Origin of the sequence: Domibacillus sp. 8LH (genome assembly GCF_038806185.1) — a bacterium.
Classification (GTDB): domain Bacteria; phylum Bacillota; class Bacilli; order Bacillales; family Domibacillaceae; genus Domibacillus; species Domibacillus indicus_A.
This window is the reverse complement of record NZ_JAVJNG010000020.1, coordinates 18,266-39,546: the sequence shown is the minus strand read 5'-3', so window position 1 is coordinate 39,546 and position 21,281 is coordinate 18,266. Positions and strand designations below refer to the sequence as shown.

Sequence of the window (21,281 nt, the reverse complement as noted above, 5' to 3'; positions counted from 1 at the left end):
TAAAAGAGTGCCGCTTGTTCCTTATGTGCGCCGGTTTTCTACGCTTTTCATGCGATTTTGGTCATCTGGCAGACGGCTTTTGTCTTCTAAACGCTCATTCTTTTCCCTTTGAATTTGTTTCGTATTTTCTTCAAATCGTTCATCGTATGTTTTTTTCTCCACAGGTCATCACTCCTTATGAGCAGTGTCCCCGTTTTCAGAAAGGGTATGCGCGATCTGCCTGCCGTTTTGGATGCAGGCTCCAATTCCAACGCCAAAATAAGAGCAGCCTGCAAGATGCAGATGCGGGTGATGCCGATTAAGTTCAGCAGAAAGCCCTGCTACAGCCTGACTGTGTCCGAGATGATAATTTGGCATTAAATCCGTCCATGGTGTAATATGGACGGTCATTGCTACTTCATGAATGCCAAGGCTTTTTTGTAGGTCCAAAAGGGCCGCCTCGGTAAGCTCTACTTCAGTCAAACGGGCAAGAGAAGAATAGTGCGGATTTGAGCTTTTATAGAAAAAACGGACGAGCAAGTTACGCTCCGCTGACGTGTGCGTCCATTTTCGGCTTGTCCACGTGCAGGCGTCACACGTTAAATCGGTGCCTTCCGTTACGATAAAGCCAGTCCCATCCGCTGGAAGCTGTTCGTCTGGCAGGTTAAACCCTAAATAAACCGAGATAAGCGAAGAATTTTTCAGCTCGTTAAAATGAGTATCGAGCACCGGATCATTTAAGAGCTTTTGCGCCGCATCGTGCGGGATGGCGAGTACAACATCATCGGCCAGGATCGATTCCCCAGTATGAAGCGAAACCGAAACAGCATTCCCTGTTTTTTGCAGGCTTGTTACCTTTATGCCCGTTAAGATGCGGGCCGACGGTGAACGTTCTGCGAGCCGGTCGACCAGTGTACCGAGTCCGCTTTTAAAGGAAACGAATTTTTTTCGCGCTTTATCACCGAGAAACGTTTCTTTATTGGCAGAAAATCCTTTGATGATACTGCCGTATTCGTTTTTATAATCAAGCAGATAGGGAAGCGTTGACTTCATCGTTAAATTGCTTAAATTCCCGGAATAAACGCCGGAGAGAACCGGGGCGATCTGTCGCTCGACAATTTCAGGGCCAAGATAATAGGTTAAAAAGTCACCGACCGAATCTTCCGGGCCAAACGGATTGTCTTGTTTATCAAAATCAGAAAGTGCCGCTCGTTTTCCTTCTTCGGACAGAAGCGTGCTTTCGTTCAGCGATTCGATGCTTGTTGGAATGCCAAACACCGTTTCTTCAGGAATTTTGTGAAGAGTATTATCTGTATATAAATACGATACACCAGTTTCATTATAGACAAGCTCATTTCCAAGACCCAGCTCTTCAATGAGTGGCAGAACGCCGGCATTCCGGGCGACCATCGAATCCGCCCCTGTTTCAATCGTAAACCCATTCTCTTTGACTGTCCGGATTTTTCCGCCAAGTGTCTCGTTTTGTTCCACAAGCACGACGTTCCAGTCCGGCTGCTTTTTTGTCAGGTGATAAAGCGCGGTCACGCCCGTAATACCGCCGCCAATTATAACAACTGTTTTCATCATTTCATCTCCTCAAGACGATGATAGCACTTTTTGAACGGAAGCCTTCAGTTCAATTTCGACATTTCCTTTAACAGCGCGGCTGATCATGCAGGATGATTCCGCTTTTTCCGCCAGCCGGTGCGCTTTTTGCACATCCGCTTCTGTTGCATCCGCCGGCAGCACAATCTGCGGCTTATGGATAATGCGTTCATATGTAATCACGCCGTTTGTTACGTCCACTACACCTTCGGAGGTCATTGTAAGAGATGATTTATCCAGCCGGCTGCGCTCCATCATTGCCGCCAGCGTAATAATATAGCAGGTGGCCGCTGCGCCAAGCAGCATCTCATCAGGATTGGTGCCAATGCCGGGACCATCCATTTCAGGAGGAATCGACACCTTCGTTTTTAAATGGCCAGACTGGATCGTACCGCTGTCGTTGCGCCCGCCCGGCCAGTCAGCTGTTAGGGTAAAAATATGCTTTGCCATGACATTCACTCCTTTTCTCCAGTGTAAATCATTTTGCCCTAAATAGCGGGGGAGACGCTTTTACCCGCTCTTTATGTTATTCTTTGGAAAAGACATGCAAGTGGAGTGTGAGAAACATGATCATGGTCAGTTCTTGCCTGGCGGGTATGAAAGTGCGTTATAACGGGACAGACCGGCTGGATGAACGAATCCGCCAGCTCGTTGAAGAGAAAAAAGCTGTGATGGTATGTCCGGAATTATTGGGGGGATTTCAAACGCCGCGTCCGCCGGCTGAAATTGTCGGCGGAACCGGAGAAGATGTGCTCGATGGACGGGCCAAAGTGATCGATCATTCTGGAAATGATGTAACGGATATGTACGTTGCCGGTGCGAAGGCAGCACTTAAAACCGCCCAGGAAATCGGAGCGGAGGCGGCCGTGTTAAAAGAAAACAGTCCGTCATGCGGCAGCAGAGCTATTTACAATGGAAGCTTCTCAGGCGAAAAAATAGCGGGAACCGGAGTCACAACGGCATTGCTGCGGCGGCATGGTATTCGGGTGCTCTCAGAAGAAGCCTTTTCGGATGAGATAGACGATGATGTTCATCCGGCAGAATGCTGATTAAGAAGGAGTGGATCGTATGAAAGCTGGAGTGCTGGATACTTTCTTCCTGGCAGAATGTGTTCTCACCATCCTGTTTATCGTAGATGTTTCACTTCTTTTTGCACATGGCTGGCTCATCGCCGGCTTTACCGCGCTCAGCATTCTTACCGCTTTTATACCGCTCGTGCGGTTTAAGAAACAGACGGCGCGCACGCTGATACTGTCGACCAGCACTGTGCTTCTCGGTCTTGCCCTGCTTGGAGCCATGGGTGCTTTTTATGGGTTTGCCCGGGTCATGGGAAGCTGATAGGCTTGAAGTGTTTGTTAAGGGGCGGAAAAATTATCGGTGTGAGCATGAGAAACGGACTTCAATGGGAAAGACTATACCAAAAAGAGGAGAAGCCAAAAGTGTTTATACAGCGTATGGATCTCCCGGCTTGTTCGATAAGGAGGAAGCAGATTGAATCGAATTATCGGAACATATGAAACAAACGACTATATCGTTGAGTATTCAAAGGTTGGAAATGGAACGCCGGTACTCATTGTGCATGGCGGGCATTCCAACTGCTACGAGGAATTTGGTTATGCACCTTTGCTGGAGCGTGGATTTCAGCTCATTACACCGTCGCGGGCAGGCTATGGTTTAACAACGCCTGCCCCACTGGAGGAAGCGGTCGGACGCTACGCTGAACTGCTGGATCACTTGGGCATTGACCGGGTGCATGTCATTGGCATATCAGCCGGCGGGCCAACCGCTGTTAAGTTTGCCGGCTTGTTTCCAGAAAAAGTACGGACTTTAACCCTGCAAAGCGCAGTTGTCGGCAAATGGCTGACTGCTGAACATACCGAGTACAAAACCTCTCAGGTTATTTTTCGCCCCCCGTTCGAGTGGCTGACGTGGAAGCTGCTTTCAGTTGTCGGCACTGCATTTCCGCGTCTGTCGTTTAGGCCAATGTTTTTTTCACTCAGCACGCTTACGTATGCAGAAGGAAAGCACCTTGTGGAAGAAGAGGACATCGAAGAGGTACGAAAAATGAACTGCCGTCAGCGGTCTGGCACAGGTTTTCTTATGGATTTAAAAAGCTCCGGAATGCTTACAGAAAAGGATCTTTCCCGTGTTTCCTGTCCGGTACTCATTCAAGCAAGCTTGAACGACCGCTCTGTATCTACAGCTCACGCTTATTTTGCAAAAACGCATATTCCTTCTGCTGCATTGAAACTGTACAACACATGGGGGCATTTGATTTGGCTCGGCAGGGGTTCGGAGCAGGTTCACCGGGATGCCGCCGCTTTTTTAAAAGCGGATGGAATGATCACCTAAACGGCTGATTTAGAGAGAGCAGCAGTCATCACTGAAAGGAGCAGCGCCGTTTTTTATAAACCCTTGATGGTTTGCAAAAGACGGCGTTTGCAGCGGAAGGAGCATCTTGAAAAATCAAGGTGGACAAGCTGTATAGAATGAATCAAAGGAGTAAAAGAGGTGGGAAATGTGCTGCTGTTCGTGCCGTTTGTCTTTTTGCTGCCGGGCTCATTCCGCCGCTTCCAGAGGATTATGCTTACAACAGGGGCTGCAGCTATGTTCAGTCTTTTTTATGAGGTGATCCAGCTTCTGTTTGAATTTGGAAGTTTTGATGTGGATGACTTGTTGTTAAACACGTTGGGCGGCTTTATAGGCTATATGTTATTTGCCGCTTTTTGAAAAAGAACCAGTCGGACTGCATAAGAAAAGTTTTCTTGCTCCCTTTTTATGATAAGCGGGAAGCGGACGCGGGCCTCTTTTGGAAGAGGCTCTGCGGTTTAGCTTTTATTCTACAAAATACCCTTAAATCTCTCATTTACTGAAATTTCAAACCTCACTATATTTGTAGTAAGGAGCAGAAAAGAAATTATAGCTTCAGCGAAAAAAGGAGGAAAAGAAATGGGAGAGATTGTTCAGTCATCGGCTGAATTAAAAAAATTTTTAAACCATAACCGTCAGATGTTTGAAGAAAAATTATTATCAGAAGCAGTGAATGTAAAAAACAAAATCGAGGAAATATTGGCGATTGGCAATATCGATCTCGTCAATAATGCGCATAAGCTTGTTGGCTATATTATTGATAAAGAAGAAAAAGAAGTTCGATCTTTTGCAGAGCAGGAAGGAATGGCGTGGGCGGCTCATTCGATTGATCTTTCTTTTAAATTGGAATGGGTGCAGGCTATTCGCAGAACGCTTTGGACTTTTATTGAACAATATAACGAAGCAGACGATAAAGGCGTGATGTCCAACTTTTTTCGTCTGGAGAAAGATATCAATACCCAGATTGATACTTTTTTAAATGCTTTTTTCATTAGTTATTCTAGCTATAAGGATTCTTTGATCAAGGCACAAAGAGAAATGGTCGAGAATCTATCGGTTCCCATCATACCCATCAATGCTTCTGTCTGCATTTTGCCGTTGATTGGCACGATCGATATATTTAGAACGTCCATCCTGAAAGAAAAAGTTCTGACGGAGGTCGGCATCTCCCATATTCAAACGCTCATTATGGATTTATCAGGAATTGTGGATATAGAAACAGAAGTGATTGACCATTTAATGAAAATTATTGATGGTACCGCTTTAATGGGCTGCAAAACAGTGATTACAGGATTAAGAGCAGAAGTGGTAAGGAAAATGATTCATCTGGGGATTTCTTTTGATCCGAAGACGAAAACACTTGGCACGCTGCAGCAGGCTTTAAAAGAATATGTAACGGCATAAAAAGCCTTCTACATCCCTTTTGCCGGCAGAGTCTCTTTTATTGAAGATGCTTTTCCCTATTTTCATAAGGAAAATAGGGAAAAGTTCATTCTTCAGGAGCAGTCCCAATTGTACCAGACATTTTCGAACTTTTTCGCTTTTAAATCCTCCAGTGAAATAAAGAAGTTGCCAATGCCGGCATCGCCCCACATAATTTCCCAATCCTGTCCGCTTCCAAAACATGAATCCAGCTGAAACAGAAGAATATCGTTTTCTTTTCCGTCTTTCATGTATTCGCGCGGATCGGTCTGAGTAAAGCTTGGGTAGCCGCCGAGCTGGGTACCGAACCCGATGAGCGTTTCATATTTTTCATCGTATGGATCAAAGCCGTCAAAGTCAAATTTGCTCGTGTGAAAGGTCCTTTCAAACTCCACCGTGTCCGCCAGCAAAATTTGTTTGGACAGTAACGGAATCATTGCCAGTTCAGTATCGACAATTGGATACTGCTCCTCATCTTGAAACGGCGTGTGCATGTTTGCTTGTTCTTCACGAGAATAGCTCTCTTCAGAAAATGATTCAAAATAAAAAACCCGGTAGCCGTCTTTATTTTCATAGTCATCAAAATCAGCGCCAATCAAATCATCGTAGTAATCCACGTAAAACGCCAGCAGGCCATGGGTGGGATAGAGGTCAAGTGCCGGCAATTCCGCAAAGTTAATTTGTGCCAAAAGCGATAGGGGCATGCCTTCACGATTCATTGGAAACGCCATACTTTTCGGTATGTATCCGAAGCCGCCTGCTTTTGATGTCATCAGCGGGAGCTCTCCATCTGATGTAAATGAGAACTCAATGATATCTTTCTGTGTACTTAAAAAAGTTTCCTGCCATTCTTCCGGAAGCAGTTGTCTCACTGCCTGCTCAATATCTTTCATCTGTACACCTCGATTTTGATGGTTTTGTTAATAAAATAATAACAAAAAAAGAAATCTAACCCAATTATTTCATGAAAACCGTCATAAAAGAAGGATACGTGACAGAAGCCCAGATGTATGGAAAATAGAACAGGAAGAGTTGTCTTTAGTAAAGATAGCTTTTTTTTAAAATGTAATTTACAAAAAATTGAAAAAAAGGTACGCTGGCGAAGAGGTGATAAAATGAAAGCGGTAAAGGTAACGTTATGCATCCTTACACTGATCGTATTTGGTTTGTTTATGCTGGGTTATTGGATGACGCCGGCTCCCGGGACCTCATCGGGTAACGGCAATCCCGCTCTGCTGATTTTAATGGGACTTATTCCTTTGTTCATTGTGATGACAGTGCTCTGGTGGACACTGCTGCGCCGCTGCCCTTTTCAAGCCAGAACATATTATATCAGTATTGTTCTATTGCTAACCCATTTAGCAGCTGCCCTTTTTTACCGGCATCATTCACTTGAAGCGTACCGTGGCGTGATCAGGCAGGCACTTTTGAACCGTTACGGCACATGGGATGAACAGTACGTACAGGATATTACAACCGGGCTTTCCATTCATATCAATCATCAAAATTTCAATGTAAATACGTTTCTGTTATTTTTATCAGCTGTGCTTTTAGCGGCTATTGTATTCTGGCTTTTGGACCAAACTGCCAGGCGAGATTCTTAGAAGCTGGAAATAATCATGGTTTCTGTTCCAAAAATGGTATAAAATAGTGATAACACCCATAGGAGGGAGCGATCAGATGCCAGCCTTTTTTATCCTAATGGTTGTGGCCGTTGCCATATTTTTGGTTGTGAAAGCTGTTAAGAAGAAGTCGCTGCCGGACAATTACTACACGCCGTATGATGATCTTCAGCTCAGCCAGTCTTTTGATTCGCATTCCTATAAACGTCAGCAAGAAACAAAACATGAACATCCTTATGAGGAAAAACAGCGTGACTAAGCCGTTTTATCCTTTTTACATGCAGCCGCTGTGCTGCTTCTTTTTTGTTTGGGGGCAGTAAGGATTTAAACAAAAAATAGCTTCCTTTCTGTACAGCAAAGTTGTTTATGATAAGTTAGGTGCAGTAATTGATGGAAGTGGAGAAGCAACGGCGTTAAGAAAATCATTTTTTCTGCCGAACCAGCCGGATGTTTATACGTACACCACAGTTATGGTTCAAGTATAGGCAGAATCTTGGAGGGAAGAAATGAAGAAATGGACATGTATGCTGGCGGCGGGTTTTTTGCTTGCCGGCTGTTCACAAGGAGAGGATTTAAAGCAAAAAAAGCAGGCCGGGGAAGAAGTGATCGCTGTCAAAGCCAGTGAATTATTTAAAGGAGGAGAAAAAGCTTTACAGCCACATCTCCATATTCAAGGCGATGCCGTTATATTAAATAAGCCGTCCGATGTCGCTATTACATTCGATATATGGCAAAACGGCAAAATAGCGCAGAAAGGCAGTCGGCTGTCGAATGATCCGCAAGGGGACATTAAAGAGGTAAGCTTCTCGCTTCAGCCCGATCTGTCAAATAAAAACAGCCAGCTTGTGACCATTGCTTGTAATGGCAATGAATTATCGCTTTCTTCATCCGTTGATGTTCCAAGTGACACATCCATAAGCTGGGCAGCTGATCTTGCTGAGAATGCCGGCGACGAAGGCTTGAAGATCAAACCGGGTGAACGAAAAGCTATCTGGGGATATGGAATGAACAAAGTGAACGGAGCCGCAAGCTCCACAACCGAAGAATCGATTCAGCAGGCAGACTGGGGAATGCTAATTTATATAGAAGCAGCCAGGTAGCGAGGAAAAACAAGCGTTGGCCGCCCGGCTTGCAGTCGTGGTTTCTATTCTAAATGAAAACAAAAAACGGCTGCCTCGATGAGAGACAGCCGTTTTTTATAATGGATTAATTTACGCCGGATGCCGTTGAAAAACGGGTCTGCCATTCGGCAAGCTCATCCGGTACCATTGGTTTGGCGTAATAGTAGCCTTGCACAATAAGGGAACGGGCGGTTTCAGTTAAAAAATGTACCTGCTCCGCTTTTTCAACCCCTTCAATGACAATATGCAAATTCAGCGACTGGCCAAGTGTAATAATGGCATTTAAAATAGCAGAATCTTTTTCTGAAAGCGGCACCCGATCAACGAATGATTTATCAATTTTGAGCGTTGTAATTGGCATCTGACGCAAAAAAGACAGTGACGATACGCCTGTTCCAAAGTCATCAAGCGCTACAGAAAATCCTTGAGCACGGAACGAGCCGATCGCCCGGATGGCACTTTCAGCAGATTGCACCACGCTTGTCTCCGTGATCTCAAGTTCAAGCTGCTTCGGATTCACATGGTAACGTTCAAGCGCTTTTTTTAAAGTCGCCTTTAGACGGGGCGATGTTACGTACTCGCCTGGAATATTTACAGCAATTTTTTGATTAGGAAGCCCGCTTTTTTCCCATTCAGCAATTTGCCGGGCCGCCCGGTCAATGACCCAGTCTGTCAGCTCATTGATGCGGTGATGCTGTTCGAGAATCGGAATGAAAATGCCTGGCGACAGCATCCCATGTTCAGAATGACGCCAGCGAATGAGCGCTTCAAATCCGGCAAGCCGGTCTGTATCTGCCATGATTTTAGGCTGATAGACGAGGAAAAGCTCGTCTTTTTCCATTGCCCGTGTAAGCCCTCCTAAAATCTCCTGTTCAAAAGAAAATGCATGAACGGCCGGGTCATATAAAACAACGTCATGATTGTATGAAAGAAGCGGGTACTCCAATACAGCCATCGCTTCTGCATACAGCTGATGATTCGTATCTGTCCCGCTGACCGAAGAAACGGAGCACACAGAAGCGAGCTCAATCCATTTTTCCTCGACCTCTATAGGTTCCTTCCACTTTAATGCGATTGTTTTCATCGCCTGAACTAAAATATCCGGTTCAACTGCCGGAGCAAGAAAAGCAAAGCGATTTTCATCAATCCGGTACAAATCGGTAAAGCCCGGATGCGCTTCCCGCAGCGTGCGTGCAACCTGCTGAAGAACCTGCTCGTCGAACGCATAGCCGTAGCTTTGGTTGATTTGTTCAAGATTGTCGAAATGCCAGATCGCTAAACTGCATCGTTCAGCTGGTTTATTGAGTGTTTTTTCAAACAAGCGACGGTTAGGCAGACGGGTAAGTCCGTCGAAATAACTGATGCGGTAATCAATATACCGGTCTAATATGCTCGAAAACAGCAGCAGGACGAGCAGAAAAGACATTCCGGCGGTTACCGGCATAATGAGCATATTCATATTAGCATGATCAGCATAACCGCCTGTTATAGCGGAAGGTAAAGCAAAAAAAGTGACCGTACTCATACCGGTGTAATGCATACTCGAAACGGCCACTCCCATTAAAAGAGCCGTAACAAGCTTGAACGTCCATTTTTCCATTAGCTTTTTTAACCGGGAAAAAACATATAGCGCGATAAATGACACGAAGATGGCCAGGATAATAGACCAAATAAACAGGCCAAGGTGATATCGGTAGATGACATTTGTAGCCATCGCAGCCATGCCTGTGTAGTGCATGGTTGCGATGCCGATCCCCATTGTCACGCCGGCAAGAACAAACGAAAAAAGAGAATGTCTGGGCCGGCTGACTAAGTAAAACGCTAAAAAAGAAGCAAGAATCGCCGGCACAATAGAAAGAAAGGTCCAACCATAATCAAAATGCATCTCCATAGGCATGGAAAAAGCACTCATGCCGATGAAATGCATAGACCAAATCCCAAATCCCATTGAAAGAGAAGATAAAAACAGCCAAATCGACTGGTGGAAAAAACTGTTTTTTCGTACTCGTTCGTTGAGCGAGAGAGCCGTATAGGAAGCCAGGCATGCAATGAAAATGGACAACAGTACAAGTAAAAGTGAATGATCTCCGGATAGCTCGATATATCCCGATGGAGCGGATAACGTAAACATAAAGAATTCCTCGTTTCTACACAGTCCTATCCTTATTATCGGTCAATTCTCCCCTCTTTTCTAGGAAGAAAAACCTATTTATTAAAAAAGAAAACAAGCTTTATTTTATTTTTACAAAATAAAACAAATAAGGAAAGATAATTAAATGAAGTACTTTATGCTAAAATGTGTAAAAAACGAGGTCTTTCTCAGCGAATTCTCCTCCTCGTTTTATACACTGGAATAAAGATGGAAGGAATAAAACCGACTGCAGCCGATGTCGTCATTGCTGACCAGAAATAGAGAATACGAAACCGGAGCCTTTTTTTAAAATGGCGAACTGCAGTAAATATGATTTCATGTTTAGGTGAAATGTTCTAAGGAAGATAGAATAAGAGATCGTTACAAAGGCCCTGTAAAACAGTCGAAAAAATGAAATTGATCCTTGTTTTCAACAAGTGCCATTAGACCTTGGAAGCATACTCATTTTTCCAATGCTAGCGAACTATTTACGTGTCTGCCTGTAAATGCTAAAATCAGCTCAACACACCTAGATAGGAGACTAGCATACTTGAATAAGTACACATTTTTTACCGCCGCTACTGCCGCTACTGTCACTGTTGCAAGCTTCTCAGCACCTGCAAGCGCAGCAGATCATGCAGATTATGAATTTCCTTTTACAGATGTCGGGGACCGATATGCGGAAGCGGTTGAGTTTTTATATATGATCGAAGCCATTAACGGTGTATCCGAAACAAAATTCGGAACACAGCAGACGCTGACGCGCGGAGATGCTGCCGTTATTCTTTCCAATCTGCTTGGACTTGATACAGAAAGCGCGCCGGATGCTGGATTTAAAGATTTAAATACTCGGGTTAAAGGTTCGGTGAATGCCCTTGTAGAATACGGAGTTGTCTCTGGCGTAACGAAAACGGAATTCAAGCCAGGCGAGCCGCTGAGCCGTGGTGCAATGGCGAAGTTCCTTGTTACTGCGTTTGAACTTCAAGATTATGTGGAAGAAACTCCGTTTACAGACGTAGGCGGTGTATTCCAGCCATATATCGAGGCTTTATACGGCACAGGTATTACAAACGGAAAAACAGCAACATCTTATGGCACGTATCAAAACATTACCCGTGGCGAGTTTGCGAACCTGCTTTATGCTGCGGTTATGTTTGAATTTGAAAACTTGTATTATCCAGTTCCAGTCAAAGCGACTGTTACATCGGCTATCTCTACACAGGTTGTTTTTGAGGAAGCAGTACCAGACGATTATACACCAGGAGAAATTGCCAGCCTGCTTTACTTTTCTCTTGATTATAGTGATGGCACAGAAAACGAAATTAACCCCACGTCTTATACATTGTCAGCCGATCGTATGACATTAACAATCCGTCATGAAGATTTAACGGGCAAAAAAGGCACAATGCTGGTTAGTGATTTTGAGAAAGAAATTGTAGCGCCGTTTAACTTTGAACCGGTTACAGCTACATCGAGCGCAAGTGTAAAAGAATCATTTGAACAGCCTGCTGGTGTACCAGCGACCGAAGCCGCTCAATAAGAAAATAAAAAGCACTCCATATTTGGAGTGCTTTTTTCTATGTAGTCTTCACATCCTGCCCGGCCGGTTTCGTTTAATGCTGCCGAGCGCCACCTGCAGACTGGAGTAAAACTGCATGTCAGCGATATCGTTCATGGTCCGGTTAAAGTAAAAGGCCATTTTGGGAGAAACACCGTTCGGCTGATGATCAGCTCCGCTCCCAGCAGCCGAACGGTGTTTCGAAGATTTTGTATCCATTCCCCCGTCATACTAGAATCCAGATAGAGCCCGGTCACATCCACAATCACATGCTCCGTTTCTGTTTTGAACAGTTTGTCAGGAAGCTTATCGATAAGCAGAAAAGACCGGTTTGCATCCATTTGGCCGACAAGCGGCACGACCATCGTTTCATCATCAAGAGAAATAATGGGGATAGATAAATCTTCAATTTCTTTTTTTTTGCCGCTTCAATATCCACATTCAAGTTAATTTTATCCGTCACATCGTACTGGAGGCCGATAAAATAAAGCGTGTTATCCAGCCGGACCGGCTTAATATTGATCCGGTTCCAAAACGGTGTGCCATCTTTACGGTAGTTTAAAAGTGTACGTTCAAATGGGCGTATAAGCTTAATCGCTCTTCTCATTTCGGAGATGCTGCTTTTGTCGGTTTCTTCTCCTTGCAGAAACCGGCAGTTTCTTCCGACTACTTCTTTCTTTGAATACCCTGTTACGCGTTCAAATCCTTTGTTGACAAACACAATGGGATTGTCAGGTTTAGCAGCATTTGTGATAACAGCCCCGTCTTCAATAAGGTCCAATGTATGAACCAATAATGAGGAAGCATGCTGTTCTTCTAAAAATTCCATAAGCTCTCCTTTATTCGTGCCCAGTTCCTATATGCCGGCAGCTTAATAATCGAATATGTAAAAGTCTATCCATGACTATATACCCTTTTTTTCTTTATTTAAACGTTTGGATAGTTTAAAAGTATGGTGTAACAGCATGTACTTTTAAAAAAAGCAGGATTTTTCGAGGGTTAACAAGGTGAATATGGTATGATATTGCTGATTGTGCTTATGAAAATAATATATAGAGGGAATAGGAATTTTCTTCTCTTTTCTGATCAAGCGATTCTGAAAGAAAGATAGCGTTTACAAGGAGACGATTCGATGAACATTCGCTTGCTTCAACCATTGGAAGCACCGCCATATAAGCTGCTACTGCTGGCTGATCCCTCCCGGTCTATCGTAGAGAAATACGTAAAACGGGGACGGTGCTTTTTACTTGAAGAAGAAAGCAGAATCATTGGTGCGTATATCCTACTGCCTGTTAATCCTGAAACAATAGAGCTTGTCAATATTGCTGTAGAGGAAACCTGCCAAGGAACCGGCATTGGCAGGCAGCTTATGGAACACGCGATCGAACAGGCTAAAGCCGGGGGTTATCAAACAATGGAAGTTGGTACTGGTAATTCAAGCATTTCTCAGATTGCTTTTTATCAGAAGTGCGGCTTTCGCATGATCAGCATTGACCGCGATTTTTTTCTCCGACATTACAAAGAAGAAATTTGGGAAAACGGCATTCAGTGCCGCGATATGATTCGAATGGCCATGACACTTACATAAAAGGGTCACAGCCAAAACGTATATTTTTTGGAAGAACAATTGCCTGCTTCTTTAAAAAGTTTCATAAAAACCGATGTAATAAAGGATATAGCAAATAAAGGGCGAAGTGAGGAGGAATACAATGAAAAGGAAAAAAGCAGGGTCCTTGAAACGGACCGTCATCGGACTAGTTACAGCTCTGTTGATCGGTTTGTTTCTTTTGATCGGATCGTTTATGTACATAAATACGAAGAAAGCGATTGAACAAACTGTCCGCGAAACGGCTGTTCTGCATGCCGAGCGGATTGCGGAAAGCATTGATCCCGAAGTGTACAGTGATTTTTTAGAAAATCCAAAAAAAGATCAAACGTATGAAAAGCTGCGTATTCAGCTCAATGACTATCGGGAAAAAATTGGTGCTATGTACGTATATACATTGCAGGCAGACGGGCAGGACTCACTTGGTATCATGGTAGATGGCATGGAAAAAGCGGAAGATGCCGTGGCGATCGGAGAACCGACGACCACAACGAGCTATAAGGACGTAGCGGCTGTATTTGAAGGAGAAACAGCTGCCACAGAGATTGTGAGTGATCCAGACTACGGGGACTACATGTCTGCTTTTGCTCCTGTTAAAGATGCCAGTGGCAATGTAGTCGGGGTGCTTGGTGTAGATCTAGAAGCCAATATTGTAAAAACCATCATTCAAAATGTAATGAAGAATTCTATTCCGCTGCTTATAGCAGGGCTTTTAGGAGCACTCGCTTTACTGCTGGGCATCCTGTTCTTTTTCCTGACGAAACGACTGAACCCACTTGCAAGACTAAATCGGGCAGCAGCGCTTGTTTCAAATGGAAACATTCATGAAGCAAAAAAGGAAACACAGGCGTTCCAGGCTGCTTCTAATGATGAGATTGGTGTTCTGAGCGGGTCGATTCAAACCATGATTGGGACGCTTGAAGGCATGCTTCAAGACATTCAGCTTCACTCTGTAGAAGTGAGGGGCCAAAGCGATTCATTATATAAGATGTCTCACCATATGAAAGAATCGAGCAGCCAAATTGCGGTGACAATGGAGGAAATGGCAACTGCCACAGAGCAGCAGGCCGAAGCAGCAGCCGGCATCTCAGAAGGCATGAACCGCTTTTCTTCTCTTGTTTTAGAAACTGCAGAACAGGGCAGCGCGATCTCGGGCTCATCTAATGAAGTTATGCAGAGGACGAGAGAAGGCGAGAAGCTGATGACATCAGCCATTGACCAAATGGACAAAACGCATGTGACAGTACGCCAATCTGTTCAAAAAGTAACAGAGCTCGAAGCAAAAACAAATGAAGTGCAGGCACTCGTTTCTTTTATAAGCGGAGTCGCGGATCAAACAAACCTGCTGGCGCTGAATGCAGCAATCGAAGCGGCGCGCGCCGGCGATGCAGGAAAAGGCTTTGCCGTAGTAGCGGAAGAGGTGCGAAAGCTTTCTGATCAAGTATCTACATCCGTTCAAGGAATTCAGCGTATCGTTCAAAGTGTAAATGAAACGACGAATGAGGTGGCTTCTTTCCTGGAGCAGGGACTTCAGCAGGTGGAAGAAAGTAAAAATGGATTGAATCAAACCGGAGCAGCATTTAAGGATATTACAGGGGAAATTCATTCTATGGATGATGCTATCAAAAAAATGCAAAGCCGTCTTCAAGAAGTGCTCACACGCCAAAGCGAGATGTCTAATGCCCTGACGGAAGTAGCCGCTATTTCCGAGCAGAATGCAGCGGGTATTGAGGAAGTAACAGCATCCGCCGAACAAATGAATCATCTGGCGGAAGTAACACAAAGCCAGGTGGATAAATTGCAGGTTATGTCGGGAGAGCTGGATGAATTAAACCGAAAATTTACTTTATAGTTATAAACAGCGAGCAGCCTTTTCAAAAGGCTGCTTTTTATTTTAAAAAAGATGAACATTTTTTTACAGTGCCTTTACAATCGGCTCCAAACCGTTGATATACAGCTTTTTTCGATTTTCCATTCGTTTACAAGAACTCAACATAACTTTTATTTTTGTTTTATTCTTCGTTCACAATGAACCGTTACAATAAATGACAAGAAAATGGAGTAAAAAGAAGCGGAGGAATTTTCATGCGTCATTATGTTTTGCCAGCTTTGGCACTAGCCGTACTTTCAGCAGGATGTTCACAGGAGGCGCTGCAATCAGGGGAAGCAGCGGGTGGTGAAAAAGAAGCGGGTGTATCAGGCACACTCAGCTTTTATACATCACAGCCTGATGAAGATGCACAGGCACTTGTCACGGCATTTCAGGAAAAGTATCCGGAAGCGAAAGTGGAAACATTCCGCTCAGGAACAGAAGAAGTCATTTCCAAGCTGCAGGCAGAAAAGCAGGCAGGGAGTGTACAGGCGGACGTACTGCTTGTTGCCGATGCGGTCACATTTGAAAGCTTAAAAGAAGCAGATATGCTGATGAATTATGAGTCTTCAGAAGCGGAACACATCCCCGATGATTTTAAAGACCCGGATGGCACTTATACCGGAACAAAAGTTATGGCCACCGGACTTGTCGTAAACACAAACGAAGCGGCCGAAATGCCAACGAGCTGGAGCGTACTGGCCGGGAAGGAAGCAAAAGGAAAAAGTATTATGCCAAGCCCGTTTTATTCCGGCGCTGCCGCCTACAATTTAGGTGTGATCACACGGCAGGAAGAATTAGGCTGGGACTTCTATAAGAGCTTGAAAAACAATGAAATGAGCATTACGAAAGGAAACGGCGGCGTACTTGAAGCCGTTGCATCTGGTGATAAAACATATGGTATGGTTGTTGATTTTGTAGCGGCACGTGCAAAGCAGGAGGGGTCGCCGGTTGAACTTGTTTATCCAGAAGAAGGCGTGCCGGTTATCACCGAGCCGGTCGGCATTATGAAAAACACCGATAACGAAGAAACCGCCAAAGCCTTCGTAGACTTTGTTTTATCTGAAGAAGGGCAGAAGCTTGCAGCAGAAATTGGCTATACGCCAATCCGGGAAGGGATCGAGGCACCGGAAGGGCTGCGGACTGTAGAGGAACTCAATGTGCTTACATCAGATACGTCAGAGCTTTTAAAAGCACGTGAAGAAGACAAGGAGCTGTTCGGCGGCATGTTTGGCCAGCAGTAAAGGTAAGCAGAATGATTTCACCTCAATCAGTCGCACCGGAAAGAAGAAGGGAAGCCCCTTCTTTCTCTTCTTTTTTTGGAACGAAAAAATGGCTCATGGTACTTGGATTACTGCTTGTTGTGTTTGTGTTCGTTGTTCCCGTATTTCGTCTTCTCCTTCTTAGTGTGCTTGATAATGGTGCGTGGTCCTCGGCTCATTATGAAAGTATATGGAAGGAAGCAGCTACATGGACAGCTGTTAGAAACACCCTATATACGACAGCAGGCTCCACTATACTGTCGCTTGTACTGGGTGTATCAATGGCCTGGGTTATGGCCTATGTTCATTTGCGTGGAAAACGATGGATGCAGTTATTTATTTTTCTGCCGTTTATTATTCCATCGTATATTACGACGCTTGCTTGGATTCAATTTTTAGGAAAAAGCGGCCCTGTGTTTTCACTGTTCGGCTGGGCGCCCAATTTATACAGCATGGGCGGCATCATCTTCCTGCTGGGAATGTCTCATTACCCACTTGTGTACTTGTTTACAGTAAATGTATTCCGCAAAATTCCACGGGAGCTGGAAGACGCAGCGAGAACATCTGGAGCTGGCAGAAAGCACGTTCTGCTGAAAGTTGTGCTGCCACTTGCCCTGCCGGGTATTGCCGGCGGCGGCCTCCTTGCATTTTTAACCAATCTAGATAACTTTGGCATTCCTGCTTTTTTAGGGATCCCCGCTAATATTCGTGTGCTCAGCACTTATATTTATGAGCAGATCGCTGGATTTGGTCCATCATCATTTGCACGCGCTGCCGTTTTATCTGTTTTGCTTGGCGCCATTGCACTTGCCGGAACCTTTCTACAATGGCTGCTGCTGAAAAAAAGCCGGGTCACCGAAACCGTAGTGCGTGATACAAATCCGCGCATTTATTTGGCTTCGCGCCCGCAGCAGCTTCTTGAAGCGGGCATATGGCTGTTTTTAGGGGTGACAAGCCTGGTGCCGTTTCTTGCCATGGGGGCACTTTCACTTATTAAAGCATATGGGCTCCCCTTCCGCCCTGAAAATTTGTCGCTCGAAAACTATTATTATGTGTTTTTAGAAGATACCAAAACTGGCTCTGCCTTGTGGAACAGTGTATGGCTGGCAGTCTTCACGATGGGCATCTGTCTTGTAGCGGGCACTGCTTTGGCTTATCTGCGTTACCGGGGAGATGGCTTTCTTGCAAAATGGATGGAGCTGTTTGTGACAGTTCCCTATGCATTGCCAGGCACGGTGCTGGCACTTTGCATGATCTTTGCATGGATGCAGCCAATCCCAGGCTGGAATCCGGGCCTTTACGGATCCGTTTGGATTTTGCTTATTGCGTACGTTACCCGTTTTTTTGTTTTGCAGGTTAGAGGCAGCTATACGGCACTTTTGCAGGTGGATCCCTCTATGGAAGAAGCGGCGAAAGTATCTGGTGCGCATGGCTGGGTTAAATGGCGGCGGATTTTGCTGCCGCTTCTATTTCCGGGACTTGCCGGCGGCGCACTCCTTGTTTTTTTAATGGTGCTGACGGAATTAACCGTCTCAAGCCTGCTTTGGTCAACTGGATCGGAAACGATTGGTGTTGTGATTTTTAATTATGAACAAGCAGGCTATACAACGTATTCCACTGCTTTTGCAAGCGTGCTTGTGCTGGCCATTTTAACGGGCGGCCTGCTTTTTACTGCTTTGAGCAGGCAGTGGGAGCGAAAGGTGATGAAAAAGCGATGATTGAAGTCAACAATGTAACAAAACAGTATGGCTCCTTTACCGCCTTGCATGAAATGGATTTGAGCATACGAAAAGGGGAATTTACCGCCATTCTTGGACCATCCGGCTGCGGGAAAACAACATTCTTAAAGCTTTTGGCTGGTTTTATGAAGCCTTCTTCAGGAGATATCCATATAGACGGCTTTCTGGCTGCTTCGAAAAAACGGCTTGTTCCGCCTGAGAAAAGAAACATCGGTATGGTTTTTCAGTCTTTTGCGCTTTGGCCGCATATGACGGTGTATGAACATGTGGCTTTTCCGCTCCGCCATCATCATCATACACGTGATGAATGGAAGCAGGATATAGGGGCGCGAGCGCAGCAGGTATTAAAACTAGTGGGGCTTGAGCAGCTATTCGACCGCTACCCGGCTGAGCTGTCCGGCGGTCAAAAACAGCGGGTAGCATTGGCACGGGCAATCGCACCGCTGCCAGATGTACTGCTGATGGACGAGCCGCTCAGCGCACTGGATATCGAACTGCGCGTGGAAATGCGTAATGAAATTCAGCGTATTCACCGTGAAACCCATGCGTCCGTTGTATATGTGACCCATGATCAGGGGGAAGCATTGGCAATGGCCGATAAAATTGTGGTGATGAATCACGGCAAAATTGAACAGATCGGATCACCGGAAGCTGTGTACACAAGACCGGAAACCGCGTTTGTCGCTTCCTTTGTTGGCAAGTGTAATATGGTGAAAGGAAAATGGGAGCAGGATTTTTTCATTCCAAATGAATTTCCTTGGGAAAGGTGGCCGGACATCGGAGTAACGGAGTCTTTAAAAAAAGAGGGATTATGCCCGGTTCGCCCTGAACAATGGAAGCTGGCCGGAGAAAAGGAAGAAGGTTTAAAAGGAACGGTTCTGACGGTTCAATATCAAGGCAAGGAAATACACTATACGGTTGAAGTAGAAAATGAAAACTGGACTGTCCACCAGTCTGTTTTTCAACCAAAGTATGGAATAGGCGACACGGTCAGTTTAAGCGTGAAAGCAGAACCATCGCAAAAAGCAGCTTCCCTTTAAAGGAGCTGCTTTTTTGAAGCGTAAAAACCCGTTCCCGAGCCTGGAACGGGTTTTTACTATTATTTTGTTGCTGCAAAGCGTTCTTGTTCTACTTTCAACAAGTTGTTTACAGCACTGAACAGGGCTTTAATAGATGAGTTCATGATATCCGGGTCGATGCCGCAGCCCCAATAAACAGCACCATTGTCGGACGTAATGCTCACGTAAGAAACGGCATTGGCCTGTGAACCGATTTCCTGGGCATGCTCTTTGTACGTTAAATCTTTATAGGAAATGCCAAGCTCTTTTTGGATCGCATTGTTCACAGCGTCCAGGCGGCCATTTCCGCTGCCGTGCCATTCATTTGACTGGCCATTCATGTTTACTTCAATTGTAATATTCACGGTATCTTTTCCTTCAAATGTATAATCGATCAGCTTAGCCGGCTCGCTTACATTCACAAATTCCTCCATAAAGATGTCGTGAATTTCGTTTGTCATCAATTCTTTTTGGCTGCGGTCAGACACGTTTTTCACTTTATAGCCAAGTGTTTCACGCATTTTTGGCGGAAGTTCAAAGCCGTATGCCTGTTCAAGAAGATAGCCGATACCGCCTTTGCCTGACTGGCTGTTAATGCGGATAACTTCGCCTTCATACTCGCGGCCGATATCTTCTGGATCAACTGGCAAATACGGAACGGTCCAATGCTCGCGTTCTTCCTGTTCACGCCATTTCATGCCTTTCGCAATCGCATCCTGGTGTGAACCTGAGAAAGCGGTGAAAACAAGCTTGCCTGCATACGGCTGGCGGTCTGGAACCGTCATGCGGGTAACACGTTCATACACTTCCTGGATCGCCGGCAGGTTATCCAAATTTAATTTCGGATCTACACCATGTGTATACATATTAAGCGCCAACGTTACGATATCTACATTTCCAGTTCGTTCACCGTTTCCAAACAGCGTGCCCTCTACGCGGTCCGCGCCTGCGAGTACGCCAAGCTCTGCATCTGCAACGCCTGTGCCGCGGTCATTGTGTGGATGAAGAGATAAAATCACATTTTCACGGTACTTCATGTTTTCGCTCATGAATTCAATCTGGCTCGCGTACACGTGCGGCATAGACATAGAAACAGTAGCTGGAAGGTTGATAATCACTTTGTTGTCAGCGGTTGGCTGCCACACGTCAAGGACGCTGTTGCACACATCAAGCGCGTACTCAATTTCCGTACCTGTAAAGCTTTCCGGCGAGTACTGGAACTTAAAGTTGCCTTCTACTTCAGCTGCATATTTTTTCAACAGCTTTGCACCGCTGACTGCAATTTCTTTAATTTCTTCTTTAGAACGCTTAAACACCTGCTCACGCTGTGCAAGGGAAGTAGAGTTGTACAAGTGAACGACCGCGCTTTTTGCACCGCGAAGCGATTCAAATGTTTTTTGAATAATATGCTCACGTGCCTGCGTTAACACTTGAATCGTCACATCATCCGGAATTAAATCTTGTTCAATTAATGTGCGAAGAAATGTATATTCGGTTTCGGATGCGGCCGGGAAACCAACCTCGATTTCTTTAAAACCAACATCCACAAGCACTTGGAAATATTCTAGTTTTTCCTGCAGGTTCATCGGGATGATCAGCGCCTGGTTTCCATCACGCAAATCAACACTGCACCATGTTGGAGCTTCGGTGATGTACTCTTTTTGTGTCCATTTTAAGCTTGTTGTCGGCGGCATAAAGTAATTGCGCGTGTATTTGTTTACATTTTTCATTTTGTGTCATCCTTTCCTGTATCGGGCTCAATAAAAAACGCCCGTCATCTCTAATAAAGAGACGACAGGCGTTAACCTTCCGTGGTACCACTCTTATTGGTTTATGCAGATGCATAAACCCGCTTGTAGGCTGATTACGGGGCGTCCGTCAAAGCTTACTGCCGTTTCAGCTTTGCCGCTCATGGGCGAGTTGGGGATGCGATTGACT

Annotated in this window: 22 protein-coding genes and 1 other annotated feature (1 of these 23 cut by a window edge); of the genes, 14 read left to right on the top strand and 8 right to left on the bottom strand. The window is 45.0% G+C overall.

What is annotated here, in order from left to right; translation table 11 throughout:
* Positions 1-21: 21 nt before the first annotated feature.
* From RG959_RS18225 to RG959_RS18215, 3 genes are read right to left on the bottom strand one after another with little or no spacing between them, the layout of a single operon-like run.
* Positions 22-162 (bottom strand): hypothetical protein, encoded by a 141-nt coding sequence (locus RG959_RS18225; RefSeq protein ID WP_242231718.1) that lies wholly within the window; start codon positions 160-162, stop codon positions 22-24.
* A gap of 6 nt (positions 163-168) precedes the next feature.
* Positions 169-1,563 (bottom strand): protoporphyrinogen oxidase, encoded by a 1,395-nt coding sequence (hemG, locus tag RG959_RS18220; protein ID WP_342798347.1) that lies wholly within the window; start codon positions 1,561-1,563, stop codon positions 169-171.
* Positions 1,564-1,575: 12 nt separating this feature from the next.
* Complete coding sequence (locus tag RG959_RS18215) at positions 1,576-2,034, bottom strand: OsmC family protein (RefSeq protein WP_342798346.1); 459 nt, start codon at positions 2,032-2,034, stop codon at positions 1,576-1,578.
* A 116-nt stretch (positions 2,035-2,150) separates the two neighbouring features.
* Between RG959_RS18215 and RG959_RS18210 the strand changes: the two genes are divergently transcribed.
* The 5 genes from RG959_RS18210 to RG959_RS18190 all read left to right on the top strand — a co-directional run bounded on the left by RG959_RS18210 (position 2,151) and on the right by RG959_RS18190 (position 5,358).
* Positions 2,151-2,633 (top strand): 2-thiouracil desulfurase family protein, encoded by a 483-nt coding sequence (locus RG959_RS18210; RefSeq protein ID WP_342798345.1) that lies wholly within the window; start codon positions 2,151-2,153, stop codon positions 2,631-2,633.
* A gap of 19 nt (positions 2,634-2,652) precedes the next feature.
* Positions 2,653-2,922, top strand: a complete 270-nt coding sequence (locus tag RG959_RS18205; protein ID WP_342798344.1) for a hypothetical protein — start codon at positions 2,653-2,655, stop codon at positions 2,920-2,922.
* 153 nt (positions 2,923-3,075) lie between these two features.
* Positions 3,076-3,936, top strand: a complete 861-nt coding sequence (locus tag RG959_RS18200) for an alpha/beta fold hydrolase (RefSeq protein WP_342798343.1) — start codon at positions 3,076-3,078, stop codon at positions 3,934-3,936.
* A 159-nt stretch (positions 3,937-4,095) separates the two neighbouring features.
* Positions 4,096-4,314 (top strand): VanZ family protein, encoded by a 219-nt coding sequence (locus RG959_RS18195; RefSeq protein ID WP_342798342.1) that lies wholly within the window; start codon positions 4,096-4,098, stop codon positions 4,312-4,314.
* Between the two features lie 219 nt (positions 4,315-4,533).
* The gene (locus RG959_RS18190) at positions 4,534-5,358 is read left to right on the top strand and encodes an STAS domain-containing protein (protein ID WP_342798341.1); all 825 of its coding nucleotides are present in this window, start codon (positions 4,534-4,536) and stop codon (positions 5,356-5,358) included.
* A gap of 92 nt (positions 5,359-5,450) precedes the next feature.
* Here the strand turns inward: RG959_RS18190 and RG959_RS18185 are convergent, their stop codons facing one another.
* Positions 5,451-6,269, bottom strand: a complete 819-nt coding sequence (locus RG959_RS18185) for a YwqG family protein (protein ID WP_342798340.1) — start codon at positions 6,267-6,269, stop codon at positions 5,451-5,453.
* Between the two features lie 222 nt (positions 6,270-6,491).
* Here RG959_RS18185 and RG959_RS18180 point away from each other — a divergent pair, with 222 nt between their 5' ends.
* The 3 genes from RG959_RS18180 to RG959_RS18170 all read left to right on the top strand — a co-directional run bounded on the left by RG959_RS18180 (position 6,492) and on the right by RG959_RS18170 (position 8,098).
* Positions 6,492-6,980, top strand: coding sequence for a hypothetical protein (locus RG959_RS18180; RefSeq protein WP_342798339.1), 489 nt, complete (start codon positions 6,492-6,494; stop codon positions 6,978-6,980).
* A gap of 76 nt (positions 6,981-7,056) precedes the next feature.
* On the top strand, positions 7,057-7,257 hold the full coding sequence (locus tag RG959_RS18175; protein WP_251269885.1) for a hypothetical protein: 201 nt from the start codon (positions 7,057-7,059) through the stop codon (positions 7,255-7,257).
* A 247-nt stretch (positions 7,258-7,504) separates the two neighbouring features.
* The gene (locus RG959_RS18170) at positions 7,505-8,098 is read left to right on the top strand and encodes a hypothetical protein (RefSeq protein ID WP_342798338.1); all 594 of its coding nucleotides are present in this window, start codon (positions 7,505-7,507) and stop codon (positions 8,096-8,098) included.
* Between the two features lie 106 nt (positions 8,099-8,204).
* Here the strand turns inward: RG959_RS18170 and RG959_RS18165 are convergent, their stop codons facing one another.
* Complete coding sequence (locus tag RG959_RS18165; protein WP_342798337.1) at positions 8,205-10,250, bottom strand: bifunctional diguanylate cyclase/phosphodiesterase; 2,046 nt, start codon at positions 10,248-10,250, stop codon at positions 8,205-8,207.
* 550 nt (positions 10,251-10,800) lie between these two features.
* Here RG959_RS18165 and RG959_RS18160 point away from each other — a divergent pair.
* Positions 10,801-11,790 (top strand): S-layer homology domain-containing protein, encoded by a 990-nt coding sequence (locus tag RG959_RS18160; protein ID WP_342798336.1) that lies wholly within the window; start codon positions 10,801-10,803, stop codon positions 11,788-11,790.
* A 131-nt stretch (positions 11,791-11,921) separates the two neighbouring features.
* Here the strand turns inward: RG959_RS18160 and RG959_RS25210 are convergent, their stop codons facing one another.
* Positions 11,922-12,149 (bottom strand): STAS domain-containing protein, encoded by a 228-nt coding sequence (locus RG959_RS25210; RefSeq protein WP_369335190.1) that lies wholly within the window; start codon positions 12,147-12,149, stop codon positions 11,922-11,924.
* A complete protein-coding gene (locus tag RG959_RS18150; protein ID WP_342798334.1) occupies positions 12,074-12,637 on the bottom strand; it encodes a PAS domain-containing protein in 564 nt (187 codons plus the stop codon). The genes RG959_RS25210 and RG959_RS18150 overlap by 76 nt, the downstream gene beginning before the upstream one ends.
* Positions 12,638-12,940: 303 nt before the next feature.
* Here RG959_RS18150 and RG959_RS18145 point away from each other — a divergent pair, with 303 nt between their 5' ends.
* The 5 genes from RG959_RS18145 to RG959_RS18125 all read left to right on the top strand — a co-directional run bounded on the left by RG959_RS18145 (position 12,941) and on the right by RG959_RS18125 (position 19,325).
* The gene (locus RG959_RS18145) at positions 12,941-13,396 is read left to right on the top strand and encodes a GNAT family N-acetyltransferase (protein WP_342798333.1); all 456 of its coding nucleotides are present in this window, start codon (positions 12,941-12,943) and stop codon (positions 13,394-13,396) included.
* A gap of 121 nt (positions 13,397-13,517) precedes the next feature.
* On the top strand, positions 13,518-15,266 hold the full coding sequence (locus tag RG959_RS18140; RefSeq protein WP_342798332.1) for a methyl-accepting chemotaxis protein: 1,749 nt from the start codon (positions 13,518-13,520) through the stop codon (positions 15,264-15,266).
* Between the two features lie 233 nt (positions 15,267-15,499).
* Positions 15,500-16,528 (top strand): ABC transporter substrate-binding protein, encoded by a 1,029-nt coding sequence (locus tag RG959_RS18135; RefSeq protein WP_342798331.1) that lies wholly within the window; start codon positions 15,500-15,502, stop codon positions 16,526-16,528.
* 11 nt (positions 16,529-16,539) lie between these two features.
* A complete protein-coding gene (locus RG959_RS18130) occupies positions 16,540-18,264 on the top strand; it encodes an ABC transporter permease (protein WP_342798330.1) in 1,725 nt (574 codons plus the stop codon).
* Positions 18,234-19,325, top strand: coding sequence for an ABC transporter ATP-binding protein (locus RG959_RS18125; protein WP_342798329.1), 1,092 nt, complete (start codon positions 18,234-18,236; stop codon positions 19,323-19,325). Before RG959_RS18130 ends, RG959_RS18125 begins: the two co-directional genes overlap by 31 nt.
* A gap of 59 nt (positions 19,326-19,384) precedes the next feature.
* Here the strand turns inward: RG959_RS18125 and RG959_RS18120 are convergent, their stop codons facing one another.
* Positions 19,385-21,073 (bottom strand): 2-isopropylmalate synthase, encoded by a 1,689-nt coding sequence (locus RG959_RS18120; protein WP_342798328.1) that lies wholly within the window; start codon positions 21,071-21,073, stop codon positions 19,385-19,387.
* A 54-nt stretch (positions 21,074-21,127) separates the two neighbouring features.
* Positions 21,128-21,281 (bottom strand) — a binding site (T-box leader); it runs 68 nt beyond the window's last position.